17 protein-coding genes are annotated in these 21,113 nt (G+C 59.3%); 13 read left to right on the top strand and 4 right to left on the bottom strand.

From position 1 onward, the window contains the following. Positions 1-9: 9 nt before the first annotated feature. Positions 10-159, bottom strand: a complete 150-nt coding sequence (locus tag PYH37_RS05155; protein WP_280732349.1) for a DUF5989 family protein — start codon at positions 157-159, stop codon at positions 10-12. 17 nt (positions 160-176) lie between these two features. Further along, positions 177-605 (bottom strand): SxtJ family membrane protein, encoded by a 429-nt coding sequence (locus tag PYH37_RS05150; RefSeq protein ID WP_280732348.1) that lies wholly within the window; start codon positions 603-605, stop codon positions 177-179. 311 nt (positions 606-916) lie between these two features. Between PYH37_RS05150 and PYH37_RS05145 the strand changes: the two genes are divergently transcribed. The 5 genes from PYH37_RS05145 (at position 917) to PYH37_RS05120 (ending at position 7,265) form a co-directional block, all read left to right on the top strand. Further along, positions 917-2,758 (top strand): sensor histidine kinase, encoded by a 1,842-nt coding sequence (locus tag PYH37_RS05145; RefSeq protein WP_280732347.1) that lies wholly within the window; start codon positions 917-919, stop codon positions 2,756-2,758. Continuing rightward, positions 2,755-3,399, top strand: coding sequence for a response regulator (locus tag PYH37_RS05140; RefSeq protein ID WP_280736685.1), 645 nt, complete (start codon positions 2,755-2,757; stop codon positions 3,397-3,399). The genes PYH37_RS05145 and PYH37_RS05140 overlap by 4 nt, the downstream gene beginning before the upstream one ends. Before the next feature lie 251 nt (positions 3,400-3,650). Continuing rightward, on the top strand, positions 3,651-4,967 hold the full coding sequence (locus PYH37_RS05135) for an alginate O-acetyltransferase AlgX-related protein (RefSeq protein WP_280732345.1): 1,317 nt from the start codon (positions 3,651-3,653) through the stop codon (positions 4,965-4,967). Positions 4,968-5,400: 433 nt separating this feature from the next. Continuing rightward, on the top strand, positions 5,401-6,498 hold the full coding sequence (locus tag PYH37_RS05125) for a glycosyltransferase family 4 protein (RefSeq protein WP_280732344.1): 1,098 nt from the start codon (positions 5,401-5,403) through the stop codon (positions 6,496-6,498). Next, the gene (locus PYH37_RS05120; protein ID WP_280732343.1) at positions 6,495-7,265 is read left to right on the top strand and encodes a polysaccharide deacetylase family protein; all 771 of its coding nucleotides are present in this window, start codon (positions 6,495-6,497) and stop codon (positions 7,263-7,265) included. Before PYH37_RS05125 ends, PYH37_RS05120 begins: the two co-directional genes overlap by 4 nt. Here the strand turns inward: PYH37_RS05120 and PYH37_RS05115 are convergent. Further along, a complete protein-coding gene (locus tag PYH37_RS05115; protein WP_280732342.1) occupies positions 7,252-8,082 on the bottom strand; it encodes an MBL fold metallo-hydrolase in 831 nt (276 codons plus the stop codon). The two genes, PYH37_RS05120 and PYH37_RS05115, sit on opposite strands and share 14 nt — an antisense overlap. A gap of 282 nt (positions 8,083-8,364) precedes the next feature. Between PYH37_RS05115 and PYH37_RS05110 the strand changes: the two genes are divergently transcribed. After that, positions 8,365-9,573 (top strand): DUF3095 domain-containing protein, encoded by a 1,209-nt coding sequence (locus tag PYH37_RS05110; RefSeq protein ID WP_280732341.1) that lies wholly within the window; start codon positions 8,365-8,367, stop codon positions 9,571-9,573. On the opposite strand, the gene PYH37_RS05105 is transcribed toward PYH37_RS05110, so the two are convergent. Continuing rightward, positions 9,563-10,900: a nucleotide sugar dehydrogenase gene (locus tag PYH37_RS05105; RefSeq protein ID WP_280732340.1), complete on the bottom strand. Its 1,338-nt coding sequence runs from the start codon at positions 10,898-10,900 to the stop codon at positions 9,563-9,565. The genes PYH37_RS05110 and PYH37_RS05105 overlap by 11 nt on opposite strands. 405 nt (positions 10,901-11,305) lie before the next feature. Here PYH37_RS05105 and PYH37_RS05100 point away from each other — a divergent pair, with 405 nt between their 5' ends. From PYH37_RS05100 to PYH37_RS05070, 7 genes are all read left to right on the top strand, one after another. Further along, the gene (locus tag PYH37_RS05100) at positions 11,306-12,655 is read left to right on the top strand and encodes an adenylate/guanylate cyclase domain-containing protein (RefSeq protein ID WP_280732339.1); all 1,350 of its coding nucleotides are present in this window, start codon (positions 11,306-11,308) and stop codon (positions 12,653-12,655) included. 8 nt (positions 12,656-12,663) lie between these two features. Next, positions 12,664-13,632: a polysaccharide lyase family 20 protein gene (locus PYH37_RS05095; RefSeq protein ID WP_280732338.1), complete on the top strand. Its 969-nt coding sequence runs from the start codon at positions 12,664-12,666 to the stop codon at positions 13,630-13,632. 225 nt (positions 13,633-13,857) lie between these two features. Continuing rightward, positions 13,858-15,750 (top strand): ABC transporter ATP-binding protein, encoded by a 1,893-nt coding sequence (locus PYH37_RS05090; RefSeq protein ID WP_280732337.1) that lies wholly within the window; start codon positions 13,858-13,860, stop codon positions 15,748-15,750. Further along, on the top strand, positions 15,747-17,648 hold the full coding sequence (locus tag PYH37_RS05085; RefSeq protein WP_280732336.1) for an ABC transporter substrate-binding protein: 1,902 nt from the start codon (positions 15,747-15,749) through the stop codon (positions 17,646-17,648). The genes PYH37_RS05090 and PYH37_RS05085 overlap by 4 nt, the downstream gene beginning before the upstream one ends. Position 17,649: 1 nt before the next feature. Next, positions 17,650-18,648: an ABC transporter permease gene (locus PYH37_RS05080; RefSeq protein WP_280732335.1), complete on the top strand. Its 999-nt coding sequence runs from the start codon at positions 17,650-17,652 to the stop codon at positions 18,646-18,648. Beyond that, positions 18,645-19,820, top strand: a complete 1,176-nt coding sequence (locus tag PYH37_RS05075; protein WP_280732334.1) for an ABC transporter permease — start codon at positions 18,645-18,647, stop codon at positions 19,818-19,820. The genes PYH37_RS05080 and PYH37_RS05075 overlap by 4 nt, the downstream gene beginning before the upstream one ends. 77 nt (positions 19,821-19,897) lie before the next feature. Continuing rightward, positions 19,898-21,112: a glycosyltransferase family protein gene (locus PYH37_RS05070; RefSeq protein WP_280732333.1), complete on the top strand. Its 1,215-nt coding sequence runs from the start codon at positions 19,898-19,900 to the stop codon at positions 21,110-21,112. The last annotated feature ends 1 nt before the right edge of the window (position 21,113 follow it).

Genomic DNA, 21,113 nt, shown 5'->3' with positions numbered 1-21,113 from the left:
GCGCTGCCGTCAAAACAGCGTGTAAACAAAAGGCGCAATAGCGGTGCCCTGGGTCAGGACGATTAGCGTCCCAAAGACTGTGAGCATGATCATGATTGGCAGCAACCAGAACTTCTTTCGGTTGCTCATATATCCAAAGAGTTCGCGTACCAGTTCCATTTGGTGTTCTCCTGGATTCAGTACTGGTTCGTCATTGTTGACGGGTTCGGCTCATTAGGTGCGCGGGTCTTCCAGTATGTGCTGGCCGCCCTATCGAGGGCAGGCGCGAGGGGATCGTGACCACGCAACCGTAGAATGAATCCTATCGGCAGAAACGTCGTGACGTACACAAAGAGCATGACGAGCGGATTTGCGATCTTGGACAGAAGTGTGCCGAGCCTCGTCCAAAGTTGGTTCGGAACCGTCAGCAACGCGGGAGCGATCAACGCCATGGCGACCAAGGCAATTCCGATCGCCGCGAGCGCAATGGTCACTAACGTGGTCGGACCCATCCACCATTTGGCGCCGGCAATTGCGAGCAAAATTCCCCCGACCGTATAGCCGAAGTTGCGATTGGAGGGGCCTTTTACTGGTTCGGGAAAAGTCGTGTCGTGTGAAATGCTCATCGGCACGCCACCTATACAAACGTACTCATTGTCAAAAACTGCGCGCAAAAAATCTAGAAAACATCACTTATCAGTTCGACAGACATTTCTATGATCCGTCAATATACCAAACGGTATATATCGATGTGTGTAGGTCCTCACCATTACTGAACTCGATGTATTGTCTACGGCCGACATCAGGCGTAAGTTGCGGGCGTATTTGCTGCCCGGTACATCGATAATGCGGTTTAGCTGCCGCTCATAAATGCGTAGATTTGGTGGAGCCGTGGTCATTTTTTGAAAGAAATGGGGATGACGCGCTGCATTCAGTTATGTGGGACGATTGGATAAAGAAAAGCGCGGTGCTGCAGCCAATCCAGGGTTCGTTCCGCCATTACGGGTGGGCTTACACCAAGCTCCCGCTCAATCGTTTGATGGCGAAACGCACCGGCCAGGAGCTCGATCTCGCCGCAGGCCGAAAAGTTTGGATGAATACCTTCCGCGCGCGCGCCGACAAGGTCATTGCCGCCGGCCGCATACTGCTGGCGATCGGCAGCCTTTGTATCGCTTGGCTTGATTCAACGCATCGGCCGACCCCGCCTGAGACAATCTACTTCCTGTTGATCGCCTATTTTGCCTATGCGCTCATGGCTGCGATCTTCGTTTGGCAGACCGAGATCTCTCGCGTGCGTGGTACTCTCATCCGGCATGTCGTCGACGTTATTGTCTTCACTGTGTTGATGTTCATGACTCAGGGTACCTCCAGTCCATTTTTCATGCTTATGCCCTTCACACTGCTATCGGCAACTCTGCATTGGCGTTGGAGAGGAGCATTCTGGACGTCTCTCATCTGCGTGGCGGTATTGTTGTACCTTGGCGCCTTCGACACGACGGCCTTGCTCGATCCCGACGATGGCACCACGGCAAACGTCTCGCGTGTACTCTTCATCTGCGTCGCGGCGATACTCCTGATCTGGCTCGGTGTTCACCAGGAAGCGGTGCGCGCGGAGATGCTGAGATTGGTCCAAAGGACACCGGCTTTGCCCGAAGGGCGCGATTGGCCCGCCGGTGTCGCCCTCGATTATGCGGTGCATGTCATGGGTGCACGGCGCGCCATTCTAGTTTGGAGTGATGCCGACGAACCGTGGACCTATCTCGCGACTTGGGAAAACGGAGTTTGCGACGTGGCGCACATGGCGCCTGATTTGTATTCGCCGCCTGTCGCCGAAGGATTGCTGAGCAAGAGTCTTTTGATCTCCGATGCTCAACGCGCACGGCTGCTGGTCCATAAAGGCGAAGGTCGCTTCGAACAATGGAGAGGAGAAGAAGCACCGCTTTGTGAAGCATTGGTCACCGAATTCGCGGTGACATCAGCTGTGTCAGTGCCGTTCCGGGTTGGAGATCTGGAGGCACGCCTGTTTCTTCTGGAGCCGCCGACGCTTGCGTTGGAAGACGTGGCTATCGCCGAAATCATCGCCGACAGAATAAAGGTTCTATTCGAGCAAGCAGTCTTGGTGCGCAAGCTTAGCGATGCAGCTGCAGGCGAAGAGCGGGTGAAGATCGGCCGCGACCTTCACGACGGCGTGCTCCAATCGCTTGCTGGAACGGCCCTGCAGCTCCAGACGCTGCGCTCGCTCGGCGTTGACGGTGACGAAGCACTGGGTCGCCGGCTGACTGCGATCCAAAACATGCTGACTGACGAGCAGCGGGAACTCCGCGCTTTCATCCGGGCGCTTGAGCCGGGGCACAAACATGGCGGCGTTCGTGTCCCTGAGTTAGCGGGCCAGTTCGAAGCTTTGGCTGCGCGGCTGCAGCAACAATGGGCCGTGGATATTTGCTTTACTGTGGGCCCTGCTGATCTTCGTCTGCCTGCAACGATGGCTTATCAACTCAGCCGAATGACGTCGGAGGCGACTGCCAATGCCGTTCGCCATGGCGCTGCTACCAAGCTCGATATCGATCTGCGGTTGAGTGCGGGGAGGTTGCTGCTCACGGTAGCCGACAATGGAATTGGTTTCGGCTTTGAGCGACGTGTCGAGCATGAGGAATTACAGCGTAATGCACTTGGTCCGCGCAGCCTGCAGCAAAGAGCCATGGCGTGCGGCGGAAAGCTGTCAATCGAGAGGGTGGCCGAATGGACGCGAATAGTGGTCATGCTGCCGATGCACCCATGAACTTGCGCATCATCATCCTAGACGATCATTTCATCGTGCTCGACGGCGTGTGTCGTTTGATTGAGACCGTGCCCGGTTGGCAAGTTGTTGCCGGTTGCACGCATGCCAGAGAAGCGGCCAAAGTGCTGCGGAGCGAGCCTGTCGACGTAGCTGTCGTTGACCTGCGGATGCCGGAGATTGACGGCCTCGAATTCATCAGGCGCATCCGGCCGGTGAAACCGGATCTCGCCATCATCCTGCTCACCGCCGATATCAGCGACCAGGATCTTGCTGAAGCAGCGCGGCTTCGCGTCAATGGCATCGTTCTGAAGGAGCAGGCGCCAAAGGAACTTCTCGACTGCATTCGCGCTGTTGCCTCGGGAGACACCTATTGCGAGGATCAAATCCTGCGAACCGCAATGGAACGTGTGCGGGCGCATAATGCTGAGCAGGATGAGATCCTTGACATATTGACACAGCGCGAACTTGAAGTCTCACGTTTGGCAGCGATGGGGTTGCGCAGTCGAGAGATAGGTGCAAAGCTAAGCATCACTCCGGGAACGGTGAAACTTCATCTTCATAGTGTTTACAACAAACTCGGTATTTCGTCACGGGTGGAGCTTGCAAACTTCTCACACCGGATGAATCTTGTTGGCAGTTAAGTTGTGGAGCCTAGCGCAAGAATTACTTGTCTGGGTTATTGGACGAGAATTTCTTTATATTGTAGTGAATAGTTCAACAATAGTGGCGCGCGGCGCATCAATAGCAGTTGTTCCTATCTGCATTACCTGCTCCGGAAGGGCCGCCGCGTAAATTTTCCATAGGTACGAGGCAAATGCGTCGAGGCCGAATCCGAAACACTGGTCATGATTGAAGGAGCAAACATGTCCGGACGGGGAGGAGATTAATCACCATGATTACGAAAAGATTGGGAAGCTTTCTCTGCGCGATTGTGGCGCTGTACCTGCTGCTTAGCCCTGCTTACGCGTTATATTATTTTGAGCAATTTGCATCCGACATTCCACGCGTTATCCGCTACAGTATTATACCCGGGGCGCTTAGTGTAATATTCTTGATCGTCGGATTTTATACAAAGCCTCAAATCGCCCTGGTCACCGGCCTATCCGGGGTGAGTGCCCTGGCCGGCTTTTTTCTCTTTGAGACCGTTCTCACCGCGCAATCTATTCCTGTTCGCTTGGCCATGTTGGGCCAGTTGAGCAATGAACAGCAAGAGAAGCTCGGCCGAAGCGACAACACCATTCGAGGATTCACTCTCGGCGGTCTGAATGACGCCGCCGGCACGGGTGAACTATCGAAGGCATTGTTATCCGGCTTTCCAGGGACACGGGTCGTTCTATGCTCGTCTCAGGATGGAGCGATCAGCTACGAGGCAGACCGGTACGGCTTTAACAATCCGGACGATATCTACCAGGACCCTTTGGAATTGATGGTCGTCGGTGATTCATTCGTGGAAGGGTTTTGTCTGCCTCCAGGCAAGGATCTAACGTCACGTCTGCGACAAGAAGGCTTGCGCGCCGCTAGTTTCGGCCTAAGGGGCAATGGACCCCTGCTTGAGCTTGCCACCATCGGGCGCTTTGGCAAGATTATTCGCCCACGGCACGTGGTCTTTGCTTTCTTTGAAGGCAACGACTGGGAAAATCTTGAAAAGGAATTGGGCCGTCCGTGGCTGCGCGCTGCACTCGAAGCAGAGGCGGATTACGGATCGCAGGAGGCCGCAGCAGATACAATACGTCAGGCAGAGCTTACCGTCAAAGAACGAAGCAAGAAAAGGATCACGACTTACGATCTGTTCGCGAAAACGGAGTTGCTCCGAAACTTCGTGGCCCTACAGCAAACCTTTACGCGGCTGGGTCTGATTTATCCCAAAGGCGTTGGTGCAATACCCGAGTTTAGAACAGTGCTGCGTCAAGCGAAGACCATCGTGGCGCAGTGGGGCGGTAAAGTCACTATGGTATACGTGCCGAGGAATGATCGTTTTTTGGGAGTCTTGTCGGCGGATCATGCTTTTGACGCGCTCCGAAACATCGTGCTCGATTCAGCGGCAAAGGAGGGAGTTGATGTCGTCGACCTTAGTGAGGCGTTTTCGAGGTATCCGGAGCCGAAACGCCTGTACGCGCCAGACAACCATTTCAGTCAGGAGGGAGCGGCATTTGCCGCGAGTATAGTCGCACGACACCTTACGATGATTGAGCAAAGCAAAGCCAATTAATGAGGATTGCAATCGCCGCCGGGATGATGGCGCTCTCGGGCGTCGAGGTCGGGTTCGCTGATCGCAGGTGCCGGCCTCGTCGGGGGTGTGATCGGCTTTGGCTCGCGGACCCTGGTCAAGGACGCTATCAGCGGCATCCTCTACCATGATGGATGATGCCTTCCGGATCGGTGCATACATTCAGCGTAAGCTCCTGCCCTGATCAAGGCCGCTTCGAGACCGACAGCTTCAGTTCGCCTCGGCGACCGTGCAGGTTGCCGGTAATGATGTTCAGTCGACAGCGGCAGCCTCGGCAACCCGCGGTGCGATCACCAAGAAGAATATTGCCGCACAGGCGGAGGAAGCACGAACGGGATAGCTCGCCGAATGCGGATGTGGCACCGGTTTCGCTCAATGTTGACTTCCGATTGGGAAGGCGAGATAGCTCGGCTCGATGAAGATCGCCTTTCATGCGCCGATGAAATCGCCCGACCACCCTGTCCCCTCCGGCGACAGGCAGATGGCGCGCGTGTTGATCGAGGCGCTTCGACTGGCCGGCCACGAAGTAAGTATCGCGTCGCAGCTGCGCACATTCTCGCGCGAAGGCTCGCACGCGGAGTTTTGGGCGCTCCGCAACGAAGCCGAGCAGGAAGCCGCACGTCTCCTTAGGCTCTGGCAACAGGACGGGGCGCCCGACGCTTGGTTTTGTTACCATCCTTATTACAAGGCGCCCGACCTCCTCGGCCCCGTTCTCTCGGCGGAATTCTCGATTCCCTACATCACTGCCGAAAGCTCCTATTCCTACCGTCGCAACGAAGGCGCCCGTAAGCTTGCGCAGGATCAAGTCGCCGCCGGTGCTAGGCAGGCGGCCGTCAATATCTGTTTCACCCGACGCGACCGCGAAGGACTGGAAGAGGCGATACCGGATGGCCGCTATGCGACGCTCGCGCCATTCATCGATGTGGCGCCGTTTCAGCAACTGCGAAAGATCGTAGCCGATGAATGCCGGCTGCTGGCCGTCGCCATGATGCGGCCGGGCGACAAGATGGACAGCTACCGGATGCTTGCAAAGGCATTGGCGCTGCTCCTCGATTTACCTTGGAAGCTGACGATCGTCGGGGATGGCCCTGCACGCGGTGAGGTACAAGCGGCATTTGCCGGGATTCCCGCGAAACGGCTGGATTGGGCCGGCGAGGTGGAGCCCAGGGCGATCGCCGGAGTTCTTGCCGCCGGCGACCTCTATGTCTGGCCGGGGTGCGGCGAGGCGTATGGCCTTTCCTATCTCGAAGCGCAGGCCGCGGGTCTTCCGGTTATTGCGCAACGCACGGCCGGCGTGCCGGAGGTCGTGAAAGACGGGAAAACGGGAGTGCTTACGCCCGCAGGAGACGTCGAACTCTTCGCCGCGGCGGTCCGGCGATTTCTTGGCGACAGGAGCCTCTGCACGCTCTTTGGAGCGCGCGCGCGCCGCTTCGTACTGGAAGAGCGCTCGCTTTCCGCCGCCGCTCTGCGGCTTGGGCAAATTTTCAAGGAGTTCGTGGAGAAGGCGGAATGACTGCGGCGTTGTGGCAACCGTTGATCGAAAGGCTGGATCGTTTACAGGCCACCGGCCGGGCCGCCGATTTCTGGTTGCGCGACGACGATGCGGTCGAACCGACGGCGGCACTTGAGCGGTTGATCGATCTCACTGATCGCTTTTCGATACCGGCGACGTTGGCCGTCATACCTGCTTTCACCGATGAGCGCCTTTCGCATCACCTTGCCGGTCGCGGCGATATCAACATCGCGGTCCATGGGTGGTCGCATCAAAACCACGCTTCCACGGGAGAAAAGCGGCAAGAGCTCGGCGCCCACCGGACGCGGGGAACAGTCGTGCGGGAACTGCGTATGGGATATGCTCGCCTTGCGGCGCTTTATCCCACCTCTTTCGTGCCGCTGCTCGTCCCGCCGTGGAACCGGATCGATTTCGGCTTGATCGCAGACCTGCCGGAGATCGGGTTCAGGGCGCTTTCGGTTTTCGGCCCCGAAGCGAGCGGCAAATTCGCCTTGGTGCGGCCTGATCCCGAGTTAGTAATAATCAACACGCATGTGGACGTGATGGACTGGCACGGAACGCGCGGATGCCGCGACCACGGCGAAATTGTTCGCGACATCGCCCGCCGGCTGGATCTGCTAAGCGACGGTCACGAGACGGTCGGCATCCTGACTCATCATCTCGTCCACGACGAGAGCGTGTGGACGTTTCTGTCGGAGCTGTTTGAGATTACGGCTCGCCACCCCGCCTGTTCTTGGCGGAAGGTCGTCGATCTCATAGATCGATGATCTGACCGTCGCGGGCTGCAAAGGCGCCGGCAAAAAAGGCCTGAACTTCCTGCTCCATCGCCGCCAGCGCCAAATCGGTGCGGGAGGGATCGTGATGGAACATCGCCAGGCGTGGAATGCCGGCGGCCTTGGCCAGCAGTGATCCATGCATGCCGGTCGAATGTCCGTAGCCGCGATATACCGGCATCTCCGTCTCGAGATAGGTGCAATCGTAGACCATGAGGTCCGCACCGGTGATGAAGTCGAGGAGCGCGGGGTCGAGAATGCCGGGCTCGTGTTCCGTGTCATATATGAGAGCAACTGCGCGGCCGCCCCAATCGATCCGATAGCCCACGCACCCGCCGGGGTGGGCGAGACTCATCGTCCGGACGGAGATGCCCTTGCGCGGCGTCAGAGTGTCGCCGGGTTGGAAATCGACGCAGTCAAGGCTCGCCTGACAGATGCCGGAATCTACCGGAAACCATGGCGGTCGCATGAAATCGTCGATCATCTCCTTGGTCGACATCTTGCCATAGAGATGTCCGGACCAGAAGCGGACGGCGGTGCTGCAGCGATAAATGGGCTTGAAATAAGGCAAGCCAATTATGTGGTCATAGTGGCTGTGGGTGAAAAAAACATCGTAGTCCGAGACGCCCTCAGACATCAGAGACAGGCCGGCTTCGCGCAGCCCGGAGCCTGCATCGAAGATCAGGACTTCTCCGCCGCAGCGGATTTCGATGCAGGGTGTATTGCCCCCATAGCGCAGGAATTGCTCGCCGGATACCGGCAAACTACCCCTTACTCCCCAGAACCGCACTCGAAAGGTGTTTTCCTGCATTCCAGTTTCGGCTTCGTCCTGCCCGCCTCGGCACCTTTACCTGCGGGCAATTCCTAGACAAGCACAGATCACGATGGTCCTGCAATGCTATTAGCTTCGATTGCTCTGGATTGCTTTTATTTCGTGGCGCTTGGTTCAAAGTCATGTTGAAACTTTGTCTTCCAGTTTAACATAAGTGATCGATCAGCCGGAGCGGACGGGAAAAAGCGCGAAGCGTTTTCCGCCCCCATTTCGCTCCTGAGATTTCTCGCCCATAGGGGTTGTCGAAAGTTCGGAGCATCCATGACGCAGGCAGCCGACATGCAGTTCTACGAAGAGCTTCCTCTCTTCGAGGCATTCGAGGGCGTCGCCAATGAGGCGAACTACCGAGCCCTGCCCGAAGGCTGGCTGCTTGCCGTCGCCGACATCGTCAATTCGACGGGAGCGATCGCGCAGGGGCGATACAAGAGTGTCAACATGGCCGGCGCTAGCGTCATCTCGGCGCTGATGAACGGTCTTGGCGAGCGGGACCTGCCATTCGTCTTCGGCGGCGACGGCGCGCTCGCCGCCGTGCCGGCAGCGCTCGCGGCGAAGGCGCGCTCGACGCTTGCGGCCGCCAAGACCTGGGTCGCGGAAGAGCTCGGTCTCGAGCTGCGTGTCGCGCTCGTTCCGGTCTCCGACGTTCGAGCGAGGGGGCTCGACATGCGCGTCGCACGCTTCAAAGCAAGCGAGGAGGTGTCCTATGCGATGTTATCCGGGGGCGGCGCCAGTTGGGCGGAAGCGGAAATGAAGGCAGGGCGCTACCAGATCGAGGCTGCGCCACCGGGAACCCGCCCGGACCTGACTGGACTGTCCTGCCGCTGGAATCCGATCGTCGCCCGCCACGGGACGATCGTTTCGATCATTGCGGTGCCGGGCGAGCGCGGCAATGGCCCCGAGTTTCAGGCGTTGATCGGCGACATCGTCACTTTGGCCGAAGGCGAACAACGCGGTGGACATCCTGTGCCGGAAAACGGACCCGAGCCTCGCCTTTCAATGCAGGGCGTGACAGCGGAATCGCGCGCCCTGGCGCCAAGGGGGCGGCGCTTCCTGACATGGTCCTGGATCGCTTTGCAGAGTCTTGTGCTGTTTCTCTTCTTCAGGCTCGGGCTCAACCTCGGCAAATTCGATGTCAACCGCTACAAGCACGATCTCGCCGCCAATTCCGATTTCCGCAAGTTTGACGACGGATTGAAGATGACGATCGATGTGAGCGTAGAGCGGCTGCGGCGGATCGAGGAGCGGCTGAAGCGGGCCGCGGACGCAGGCATCTGCCGGTACGGTCTGCACCAGCAGGAGTCGGCCTTGATGACGTGCATTGTTCCCTCGCCGATGAGCCGCGACCACATGCACTTCATTGACGGTGCCGCGGGGGGTTACGCCATGGCGGCAACTAACCTCAAGGCCACTCTTCCAGGTCGGGTCACCGAGGAGGTCCAAGGCGTGCCCGCTGCGCCTGCGGTCAAGCCTTGACGATATGCTCCGCCGTAAGGCCACGGCGAGCGAACACATTGCGTGTATCGACGATCAGCGGCGCCCAGTTTGCAAGTGCCGAATAGTCGATGGCGTCATGATCCGTCGCGACGAGCACGGCGTCAAAGCCACGGATGGTTTCCTCGTCGAAGGCAACCGAGTGGCGCCCCTTCAAGGCGATATGTTCCCGAGTCGAGGGAATTTCCTCCACATGCGGGTCGTAGAAGGCAGCGTTGCCGCCGCGCTCCTCGATGAGTTCGATCAGCCGCAGCGAGGGACTTTCGCGGATGTCCGGCACGTTCTTCTTGTAGGCGAGGCCGATGATCAGGATTTTGGAACGGCTGAGCGCCTTGCCCTGCTTCCGGTCGAGCGCTTCGGCCAGCCGTCCGACGACGTGGCGAGGCATGGCAGAGTTGATCTCACCGGCGAGTTCGATGAAGCGCGTCGGCAGTTCGTACTCACGGGATTTCCACGTGAGATAGAAGGGGTCGATGGGGATGCAGTGCCCGCCGAGCCCGGGGCCCGGGTAAAAAGGCATATAGCCGAAAGGCTTCGTCTTGGCCGCCTCGATGACTTCCCAGACATCGATGCCCATCGCCTCGTAGACGACCTTGAGTTCGTTCACGAGCGCAATGTTGACGGCGCGGAAAATATTCTCGGTGAGCTTCACCGCTTCGGCGGTGGCATTGGAAGAAACCGGCACGACGGTCTTGACCACGGCGGCATAGAACCGTTCCATCAGCGCTGCTGCCAGCGGACCGTCGCCCGCGACCACCTTCGGGATATTCGCCGTCTCAAACGCCCGGTTACCTGGATCTTCGCGCTCCGGTGAAAAGCCGAGGAAGAAGTCTACTCCCGACTTCAGACCCGTTTCTTCCAGAATCGAGCGCACGACACCGTCGGTGGTGCCGGGATAGGTCGTCGATTCCAGAGCGACAAGCTGGCCCGGCCGCAAGACCGATGCGATCGAACGCGACGTCTTTTCCACGAAGGAGAGGTCCGGATCGCGATGCTTGGTCAGCGGCGTCGGCACGCAGATGACGATTACGTCGCAAAGACCGAGTTCCGCAAAATCTATGGTCGAGCGGAACCGACCGGCGACAACTTCCCGGCCGAGGGCATCCTCTGAAACCGCTTCGATATAGGAGCGACCGCCCTCGAGCGCGATGATCTTCGCGGGATCGATGTCGAAGCCCGTCACCGAAAAACCGGAGCGCGCGACCGCAATTGCCAGCGGAAGACCGACATAGCCAAGTCCGATGACAGCGACATGTGCCGTGCGCAGGGAAATCGATTCGAGCAGCCTGTCGTGATGCGGGGAGGTCAAGATTCGCTTCCAGTTTTCCTTGGCGGGCGGGCTGATCATGACGAGCCGGCTGCCGGTCCATGCTTCGCTTTGTTGGCGAGAAAGAGGACGCAAGTCAAGCGCGGGCCTGATCGCTTGCGAGCAACCCCGGCAATTACAGGGTGTAATCGGCCGGGCGGTTCCGTGTAACATCTCACGACGATTAAAAATTGCGGACCTCTCTGGAAATCGTGTTCGGCGGTGAATATCTGCAAGGTAGCAGTGTGGCGATCCGATCGCCGCACAAGACCGCCGCCGGCTGCGGCAGGAATCTTTCTTTACTGGCGGGTGCCAATTCCAGGGCTGCCGTGGGACGCGCGATATTGATCGCCGGCTTCTGCGGGAGGGCACTGGAGGCGGTCGTCATCGCGACGATGAGGATATGGAATGAGCCCGAGCAACGATACTGTTTCCGAGATCCTTTTGGACAAGGTCGCGGATTGGCTCATGCGAACGTCGCTCAGCGACGAAACGCTGGAGACCATCGTGCGCGGTTTCTGCGAGCGACTGGCGGCGGCCGGCTTGCCGCTCATGCGCGTCCACTTGTCCTTCTCGATGCTTCATCCGCTTTACGACGCCCTCGGCTTCACCTGGTGGCGCGGCAAGGGAGTCGAGGTGAGTGGCTTGCGCCACGAGGAACTCGCGCTCAATCCCGAACGCTTCCTGCGCAGCCCCTATTACTATCTGCTCAGCAACAACCTCGATCACGTGAGACGGCGCATCGACCCGGCCGAACCCTCGGAGTTTCCGATCTTCGACGAGTTGAAGGAGCAGGGAGCAACCGACTACATCGCCTTCATGCAATCGCTTGGCTCGGACGCCGAACATGGCATGGTTGGCTCATGGACGACGGACCGCCACGGCGGCTTCAATGACGATGTCATCGCCGCCTTGCTCAGACTTCAGAACCATCTGGCGATCGCAGCCAAGGTTGCGGTGCTCGGCAAGCTTGCCGACAACATGTTGACCACCTATCTCGGCGCGAATGCCGGAAAGCGGGTGATGAGCGGCCAGGTTCGGCGCGGCGATGGCGAAACGGTTCGAGCGGTCCTCGTCATGGCGGACATGAGAGGCTCGACGGTGCTCGCGGAGAAGGAGGGGCGCCAAGCCTATATCGAAACGCTGAATGGTTTCTTCGACGCGATTGCCACGCCGTTCAATCGGAACGGCGGACAGATCCTGAGTTTCGTCGGCGACGGGTTCATCGCCGTCTATCCCTGCGGCCGGCACAAGGAGCCATCGGAGATGGCGAGCCAGGAAGCCTTCGCCGCGGTGAGCGCGGCGACTGCGCGGATGGCCGCGCTCAACGCGGAACGGAAGAAGCAAGGTCGCGACGCGATCGGGTACGGCATCGGGCTGCATGTCGGAAACGTCATGTTCGGCAATGTCGGGCTTCGCGACCGGCTGACCTTTTCCGTGTTCGGTTCGGCGGTCAACGAGGTGCAGCGGCTGCAGAATCTGACGAAGAAATACGCTCACAGCGTTGTCGCAAGCGAGGCCTTCGTCAACTATTGCGGCGGCGACTGGATGACGCTCGGCCAGGAGCGATTGCGCGGCGTCCGCCAGAAGTTCACCATCCTCTATCCGCAAGACGCCGCGCTTGCGGCAATAGCGGAAGAACGCCCCGACGACGCAACTCAGGATGGACTTTCCGAGGCGGAACATGTCATGCTGCTCTACCGCGGCAAGAAGCGGCCTTCCGGCCCACGCGGCCTGATCGACAAGATGCTTCAGTGAGGAGATGGATGTACCGCGTGGCTCTTCTAGCCGCCGTCCTTGCTACGGCAGGCGTCGCAAATGCTCAATCGCTGAAGCAAGAACCGGCTCTGGAGCGGAAATTGGTCGACGGTTTCGAGGGCACGGATTTTGCCCCCGAAGGCGGGCTTTATTACCGCGAGAACTCCGAGCAGAGCGCCGGCACTTTCGAGTTTCAAAGCGCGGTCAAGCGGACGGGCAACGGCGGGTTGAAACTTAGCGTCGTGCCCAAATGTCGGCCAGCGGACGACGGATGCAGCGAGCGGGCGGAAATCTGGGAGAAGACAGCACTGCGCATGCCCTATGACCAGGGTGTTTGGTACGGCTTTTCGGTGAAGTTCGCCGATCCGGTACCGAGCGGCGATCACCGCTACCTCATCGCACAATGGAAGCGCGAGATCGACGCGGGCGCTGACGGGGATTTCAGCCCCTTCCTTGCCCTCCGTATGAATTTCGGCAAGCTTTTTGCCACTGTAGAAACCAACTATCTTCCGCCGGTCTCGACGGGGCCTAAGAATGCGGCGGCGCGCTGCGGTGAGGGCGAGGTGCCGGTGTGGCTCCGTCCTGACGTCAACCAGATGCGCATGCTGGTTGCGACGGACGGCAATTGGACAACGGAGGACAGCCGCCTCTTCAATTCGTGCACGACAGCAATAACCGTTACGCGTCACGGCAACCCGCTGCCTGATCCGAAGTCCGGTTGGATCGATTTCGCCGTCTTCACCAAACCGGGGCCGGATGGCTCCGGCCATATCGAGCTATTCGCCAATGGCCAGCCGATCATAACGGTGAAGGGCCATGTGGGGCACGCGGACAAGGGGCTCGGCGAGAACCAGTACTTCAAGTTCGGCCCCTATCGCGCCGCCGACACCACGAATTGGACGCTCTATTACGATGATTTCCGGCGCTCGCCGCGTTGCGCCGACGTTCTGACGAACGGCATTTGCCCCTTCTCTTAAGTGTGCGCAGCTCCCTCTCGCCCACGGATTAGGCCGTCTGGTCGCGTGCTGGACAGCCTGTTGAAGCTACGCTACTGTTTTTTTGTGGCGAGGCTACAGCGCTGCGTGTCTGTTTGCAGGCGCAGACGCCGCTGTAACATCTGAAATCGCTGCATAATTTGGTCTTGGTGGGTGACGCCGATCCAGGGAGTTATGCAGGAGGGGCAATGAGGAAAGCGTGTTGCAATGACGTCAGGAGCGGACCTGCTGCGGGTTGAGGGTCTGCGGATCACATTCTCGGTGCTTGGCGGCCAAGTGGAGGCTGTTCGGGAAGCAAATTTCAGGATTTTGCCGGGAAAAGTGACCGCGCTCGTCGGCGAGTCCGGGTCGGGGAAATCGGCGATCAGCCAGGCGATAATGGGCATTCTGCCGAGCGTCGCAGAAGTCAGCGGCCGAGTGTTGTTCAATGACCCGGCGACTGGCGGAAAGCCACTCGATCTGCTCTCGCTGGAATCTGACGGGCGCGACATCCAGGAGATCCGCGGTGCGCGCATCAGCAAGATTTTCCAGGAGCCGATGACGTCGTTGTCGCCGCTTCACACGATCGGCAACCAGATTTCCGAAGTGATGAAGATCCATACGGACGTGGACACGGCCGGGCGGCGGGCGAGGACCGAACAGCTCTTGGGCTATGTCGGATTTTCCGATCCGAAGCGGGCTTATGACATGTATCCGTTCGAGCTCTCCGGTGGCATGCGACAACGTGCGATGATCGCCATGGCGTTGATTTGCCGTCCGGCGCTGCTGATTGCCGACGAGCCGACGACCGCCCTCGACGTGACCGTCCAGGCGCAAATCCTCCAGCTCCTGCGCGAACTCCAGGCCAAGCTCAACATGGCCATGCTGCTGATCACGCACGACCTCGGCGTTGTCGCCAACATGGCCGACGAGGTCGTCGTCATCTATCATGGCGATATAGTCGAAGCAGGGCCGGTCGACGCTATCTTCCGCAATCCCCAGCATCCCTATCTGAAGGGACTGATGGCGGCGGTGCCGCATTTCGACATGAAGCCTGGCGAGCGGCTGAAGGCGCTCCGCGAAGTGCCCGTAAAGGCCGGGACGCTTGTTGGAAGCCAACAGGCACAAAAATCCTCCGGGCCCGATGTCCTCGTGTCGGTTCGCCATCTGTCGAAGACCTTTTCGAGACGCAGCTCCGGCTGGTTCGGCAGCAGCGGCACGTCTCAGCATCGCGCCGTCGATAATGTCAGCTTCGACATTCGTCGCGGCGAATGCCTGGGGTTGGTGGGAGAGAGCGGCTGCGGCAAGACGACGGTCAGCAAGATCCTGATGCGCGCGGTAACACCGGACGCAGGATCGGTGACCTTTGACGACGGCGAAGGTCGGATCGACGTCCTCAAGCTCGAGGGCACCGAGCTCAAGGAGTTGCGCGCCAAGATCCAGATGGTCTTCCAGGATCCGGTTTCTTCCCTCTCACCGCGGATGACGGTCAAGAACATTCTCAGCGAGCCACTCGAAATTCACGGCCGGGGGACGCCGAAGTCGCGGGTCGAAACGGTGCGCTCCCTGCTGCAGGCGGTCGGCCTCGATCAGCGTTTCATCAACCGCTATCCGCACAGCTTCTCCGGCGGCCAAAGGCAACGCATCGGGATCGCCCGGGCGCTTGCGTTGGTGCCGCAGCTTCTGATCTGCGACGAGCCCGTCTCGGCCCTCGATGTCTCGGTGCAGGCCCAGATTCTCAATCTGCTCAAGGATTTGCAGAAGGAGCTCGGCCTCACGACGCTTTTTATTTCGCACAATCTCGCGGTGGTCGACTACATGGCGGATCGGATCGCGGTCATGTGCGCCGGCCGGATCGTGGAGCTCGCGCCGCGGGAGGTCCTGATGCGCAATCCCGTACATCCCTACACGAAATCATTGCTCGCAGCCGTTCCCTATCCCGATCTCGATCGCAAACTCGACTTCGATTCCCTCCAGGCGAGCGGCGGATCGGACCAAGACCGCTGGGGGGCACAATTCTCCGATGGCGGCGAGGAGAACGCTCTCTTTCCCGCCCACCTTGGCGGCGACCATTATGTCCTCGCCCGAAAGTCGATGGATGCAAGGGAGTTACGCCCGTGATTACCCGAAGAACCGCTCTTGCCATTCTCGCTTCGACTGCCCTGCCGAGGGTCCTGTTTGCGGCCGGGAAAGAGGTCGAGGCCCTCGCTCCGCTCGTCGCAGAGGGCAGGCTTCCGCCGCTTAGCGAGCGGTTGCCGAAGACGCCCCGGGTCATCAATGTCGCGGCGATGGGACGACAGCCGGGCCGCCATGGCGGAACGGTCCGGAGCCTGATCGGTAGCGCCAAAGACATTCGCCTCATGACGATCTACGGCTATGCCAGGCTGGTCGGTTATGACGAGGCGCTCAATCTCCAGCCCGACGTCCTTGAAAGCTATGAGACAGTCGAGGATCGTATCTTCACCTTTCATCTGCGCGAAGGACATAAGTGGTCGGACGGAACGCCGCTTTCGACGGAAGATTTCCGCTACTGCTGGGAAGACGTGCTGCTCAGCGAAGAACTCTCTCCGGCCGGGCTGCCGACGGCGCTGGTCATGGACGGAGAGGGAGCAAAGTTCGAAATCGTCGACGAGCGGACGCTGCGCTACTCGTGGAAGACTCCCAATCCGGATTTCCTGCAGAAGCTGGCCGCTCCGCAGCCCTTGGTTATTGCCATGCCGGCCGCTTATCTCAAGCAGTTCCACAAGAAATACCAGGACGAGGACAAGCTCAAGGAGATCATGAAAGAGCAGCGGGTCAAGAAATGGAGCCAGTTGCATATGCGCATGGCGCGTTCCTACCGCCCCGAAAATCCCGATCTGCCGACGCTTGATCCCTGGCGCAACACGACGCCGCTGCCGGCCGAGCAGTTCGTCTTCGAACGCAATCCGTATTTTCACCGTGTCGACGAGAACGGCCTGCAATTGCCTTATATCGACAAGTTCGTCCTGAGCGTCAGTTCCTCCTCGCTCATTCCGGCAAAAACCGGCACAGGTGAGAGCGACCTCCAGGCAGCGGGCATCGATTTCGTCGACTACACCTTCCTCAAGGATGCAGAGAAGCGCTATCCCGTGAAGGTCAAGCTCTGGAAGAAGACAACCGGCTCTCGCCTGGCGCTGCTTCCCAACCTCAACTGTTCCGATCCTGTGTGGCGGCCGCTGCTGCGAGATGTGCGCGTCAGGCGGGCGCTGTCGCTCGCGATCGACAGGCGCGAAATCAACATGGCGGTTTTCTACGGCCTGACGAAAGAAAGTGCCGATACGGTCCTGCCGGATAGTCCGCTCTACCGACCCGAGTTCGCCAATGCCTGGATCGCCCACGACCCGGAGCAGGCGAATGCCTTGCTTGATCAGGCGGGACTCGCCAAGCGGGGCAGCGACGGCATACGCATCCTCCCCGATGGCCGCGTAGCACAGATCGTGGTCGAAACAGCCGGCGAAAGCACGCTCGACACGGACGTGCTGCAACTCATAACCGATTACTGGCAGAAAGTTGGCATCTCGCTCTTCATCCGCACGTCCCAGCGCGACACCTTCCGCAGCCGCGCGGTCGGCGGCGAGATCATTATGTCGATATGGTTCGGCATCGACAACGGCGTGCCGACCGCTGATATGAACCCGGGCCAGCTCGCCCCCACTGCCGACGATCAGCTGCAATGGCCCGTCTGGGGCCTGAACTATCTCTCGCACGGTGAAATGGGAGAGGCGCCCGACCTGCCGCCGGTCGTCGACCTCCTATCCCTGCTCAAGCGCTGGCGACATTCCGCGGACGATGCCGAGCGGGCGGACATCTGGAGGAAGATGCTGTCGATCTATACTGATCAAGTCTTCTCGATCGGCCTCGTCAACGCATCGCTGCAGCCGATCCTCGTTTCCTCGAAGCTCCGTAACATGCCGGAAAAGGCGCTGTACGGCTTCGATCCCACGAGCTATTTCGGCGTCTACAAGCCCGACACCTTCTGGTTGGAACAGGACAACTGACATGCTGCGCTACATTCTCTGGCGTATCGCGGTTATGGTTCCGACCCTCCTCATCATTTCCGCGCTCGTCTTCACCATCATCGAATTGCCGCCTGGCGACTACTTCGAAAGCTACATCGCCGAGATCAGGGCGCAGGGCGAAGGCGTCAACATGGAGCAGATCGAGGCCCTGCGACAACAGTACGGCTTCGACCAGCCGCCGCTGCTGCGCTATGTCTACTGGGTGGCCGGGATGCTGCAGGGCGACTTCGGCTATTCGTTCGAATACGAATTGCCGGTGAGCGAAGTGGTCGGAGACCGGCTCTGGCTGACCATTCTCGTCTCCTTCTTCACGATCATATTCACCTGGGTCATAGCGTTCCCGATCGGCATTTATGCCGCCACGCATCAATATAGCTGGGGTGACTACGGTTTGTCGCTGATCGGCCTTATCGGCATCGCCATACCGAATTTCATGCTGGCGCTGATCCTCATGTATTTCGCCAACATGTGGTTCGGAACCACGATCGGCCATCTGATGGACCAGAAATATCTCGCCGAGCCGATGAGTTGGGAAAAAGCCGAATCTATTCTCGAACACATCTGGATCCCGGTTATCATCGTCGGCGCGGCGGGCACGGCAGGCATGATCCGGCGGCTCAGGGCCAATCTGCTCGACGAGCTCCAGAAGCAATATGTCGTCACGGCGCGGGCGAAGGGACTGTCGCCCACCCGCACCCTTCTCAAATATCCGCTGCGCATGGCGCTCAACTTCTTCATCTCCGACATAGGCTCGATCCTGCCGGCGATCATCTCCGGTGCGGAAATCACGGCGATCGTGCTGTCGCTCGAAACCACCGGACCGATGCTGATCAAGGCGTTGCAGAGCCAGGACATGTATCTAGCCGGGTCGTTTCTAATGTTTCTCGCGTTTCTGACCGTCATCGGCGTGTTGATTTCCGATCTCGCGCTCGCCGTACTCGATCCTAGAATTCGCCTGCAGGGCAGGAGCACCAAGTGACATCCCCGATTCCGGCGCCCGGCGAGCCCCTGCCGCATTACGTTTCGACCGCCCCGTTCGATCCTTACTCAGTCGAAGTGATGACGGAGGAGCAGGTACGGGTGAATCAGGCGTCGCAGTTGCGCCTGATGTGGTGGAAGTTCAGACGCCACAAGCTGGCGCTCGCTTCCGGCATTTTCCTCGCGGCGCTCTACGGCATGATTCTCATTTGCGAGTTCCTGGCGCCCTATAACCTGCATACGCGCAACGTCGATTTCATCTACGCGCCGCCGCAACGGGTTCATTTCTTCCATGAGGGCGCCTTCGTCGGTCCGTTCGTATACGGCCGCACGATGGCGCTCGACATGGACACGCTGAAGCGCAACTACACCGACAACCGGTCAAACATAGAGCCGATCCGGTTCTTTTGTCGCGGTGACGGCTATCGTTTCTGGGGTCTTTTCGACAGCAATCTCCATCTGGTCTGTCCCGCCAAGGACGGCCAGCTCTTTCTGTTGGGAACGGACAGGCTCGGCCGCGACGTGCTGTCGCGCATCATCTATGGCGCGCGGATATCTCTGACGATCGGGCTTCTCGGCATTACCGTCAGCTTCGTATTGGGTATCGTCATCGGCGGCCTTGCCGGGTATCACGGCGGGATATTCGACCTCGTTGTTCAGAGGATAATCGAGGTTCTTCAGTCGATACCGAGCATTCCGCTCTGGCTTTCGCTCGCGGCAATCATGCCGGCGACCTGGAGCCCCATCCTCATCTATCTCGGCATCACCGTCATCCTCGGCCTTCTCGACTGGACCGGGCTTGCACGCGCGGTCCGGTCAAAGCTCCTTGCCTTGCGCGAAGAGGATTATGTGCTAGCGGCGCAACTGATGGGGGCGAGGAGCAGCCGCATCATCGGGCGGCATCTGGTGCCGGGCTTCATGTCCCATCTCATCGCGACGGCGACGATCTCCATTCCCGGCATGATTCTCGGCGAGACGGCGCTGAGCTTCCTCGGCCTCGGCCTCAGGCCACCGATCACGAGCTGGGGCATTCTGCTGACAGAGGCAAAGAGCGTCAGCGTCATTGCCTTCTATCCGTGGCTGCTCTTTCCCACTATACCAGTTATTCTTGTGATCTTGGCGTTCAACTTCCTGGGAGACGGGTTGCGCGACGCCGCCGATCCCTACAAATAGCACCGGTATCGCCGTTGATCGAAAGCAGGCGCTGCAGCAGATCGTGACCTTCTAGTTATGAGCGAAAGGTTCTTCGCATGATACGGCGTTTCGAAGATGCCCGGATCCTCATGTACAGCCATGACACGTTCGGCCTCGGCCACCTGAGGCGCTGCCGTGCCATTGCGCATGCGCTGGTGGAAGACTACAGCGGACTGCAGATCCTGATCATCTCCGGCGCAACCATCGCCGGCGCCTTCGACTATCGCGCGCGTGTCGATTTCGTGAAAATTCCGAGCGTCATCAAGCTCAGAAACGGAGAATACACGTCGCTCGACCGGCACATCGAACTGCATGAGACGCTGAAGATGCGCCAGTCGATCATTCGCTCGACTGCAGAGACCTTCAAGCCGGATATCTTCATCGTCGACAAGGAGCCGATGGGCCTGCGCGGCGAGGTCGAGGAGACGTTGACCTATCTGAAGACGCACGGGACGAGATTGGTTCTAGGCCTCCGGGAAGTCATGGACGCGCCGCATCTGCTTGAAGTCGAGTGGAAGCGTCGCGACACGATGCGCAAGATCGAGCAGTTCTACGATTCGGTCTGGGTGTATGGCCCGCCGGATTTTTACGATCCGCTGGTGGATCTCGAAGTGCCGACGGCTGTGCGCGAACGCATGAATTTCGTAGGTTTCCTGCAAAGGAGCGTGCCGCATGACGGATTGCCCGGCCACAAGCCGGAAGGAGACTACATCCTCGTCACGACCGGCGGCGGCGGCGACGGCGCCGACCTCATTCATGATGTCATCCATGCCTATCAGCAGGATCCGGAACTCACGCATAACGCGTTCGTCGTGCTCGGCCCCTACATGCCCGCCAAGCAGCGCAACAAGCTGATCAGGAAGGGCAGCCGCATTCCTTTCATCAAGATGATCGAGTTCGACAATCGCATGGAGGAGCTGATCGCCGGCGCCACGGGTGTCGTCTCGATGGGCGGTTACAACACCTATTGCGAGATCCTTTCCTTCGACAAGCCGGCGCTGATCGTGCCGCGGCTGCAGCCGCGCGAGGAACAACTGATCCGTGCCCAGCGCGCATCAGAGCTCGGCCTCGTCGAAATGCTTCTCCCGCATGAGGCGGAAGACCCGCTCAGATTCGCCGCCGCACTGAAGGCGCTGCCCAAGCGCGCGCCGCCGTCGCATGGCGCCAACGGGCTGCGGCTCGAAGGCCTTGTCCACATATCCGAAATCGTCGGCGATTGGCTCGATCACAGATCGAAAGAACACTTAAGCGTCGTTAAGAAGACAAGCTGAA

It is taken from the genome of Sinorhizobium numidicum (assembly GCF_029892045.1).
Taxonomy (GTDB): domain Bacteria; phylum Pseudomonadota; class Alphaproteobacteria; order Rhizobiales; family Rhizobiaceae; genus Sinorhizobium; species Sinorhizobium numidicum.
The sequence above is the reverse complement of the archived record's forward strand: the minus strand, read 5'-3'. Positions and strand labels throughout refer to the sequence as shown.

Coding starts and splice junctions, on each gene's coding strand:
- PYH37_RS05145 (WP_280732347.1), top strand. CDS start 917: ATGTGGGACGATTGGATAAAGAAAAGCGCGGTGCTGCAGCCAATCCAG.
- PYH37_RS05155 (WP_280732349.1), bottom strand. CDS start 159: ATGGAACTGGTACGCGAACTCTTTGGATATATGAGCAACCGAAAGAAG.
- PYH37_RS05125 (WP_280732344.1), top strand. CDS start 5,401: ATGAAGATCGCCTTTCATGCGCCGATGAAATCGCCCGACCACCCTGTC.
- PYH37_RS05135 (WP_280732345.1), top strand. CDS start 3,651: ATGATTACGAAAAGATTGGGAAGCTTTCTCTGCGCGATTGTGGCGCTG.
- PYH37_RS05150 (WP_280732348.1), bottom strand. CDS start 605: ATGAGCATTTCACACGACACGACTTTTCCCGAACCAGTAAAAGGCCCC.
- PYH37_RS05090 (WP_280732337.1), top strand. CDS start 13,858: ATGACGTCAGGAGCGGACCTGCTGCGGGTTGAGGGTCTGCGGATCACA.
- PYH37_RS05120 (WP_280732343.1), top strand. CDS start 6,495: ATGACTGCGGCGTTGTGGCAACCGTTGATCGAAAGGCTGGATCGTTTA.
- PYH37_RS05110 (WP_280732341.1), top strand. CDS start 8,365: ATGACGCAGGCAGCCGACATGCAGTTCTACGAAGAGCTTCCTCTCTTC.
- PYH37_RS05070 (WP_280732333.1), top strand. CDS start 19,898: ATGATACGGCGTTTCGAAGATGCCCGGATCCTCATGTACAGCCATGAC.
- PYH37_RS05095 (WP_280732338.1), top strand. CDS start 12,664: ATGTACCGCGTGGCTCTTCTAGCCGCCGTCCTTGCTACGGCAGGCGTC.
- PYH37_RS05140 (WP_280736685.1), top strand. CDS start 2,755: ATGAACTTGCGCATCATCATCCTAGACGATCATTTCATCGTGCTCGAC.
- PYH37_RS05100 (WP_280732339.1), top strand. CDS start 11,306: ATGAGCCCGAGCAACGATACTGTTTCCGAGATCCTTTTGGACAAGGTC.
- PYH37_RS05115 (WP_280732342.1), bottom strand. CDS start 8,082: ATGCAGGAAAACACCTTTCGAGTGCGGTTCTGGGGAGTAAGGGGTAGT.
- PYH37_RS05080 (WP_280732335.1), top strand. CDS start 17,650: ATGCTGCGCTACATTCTCTGGCGTATCGCGGTTATGGTTCCGACCCTC.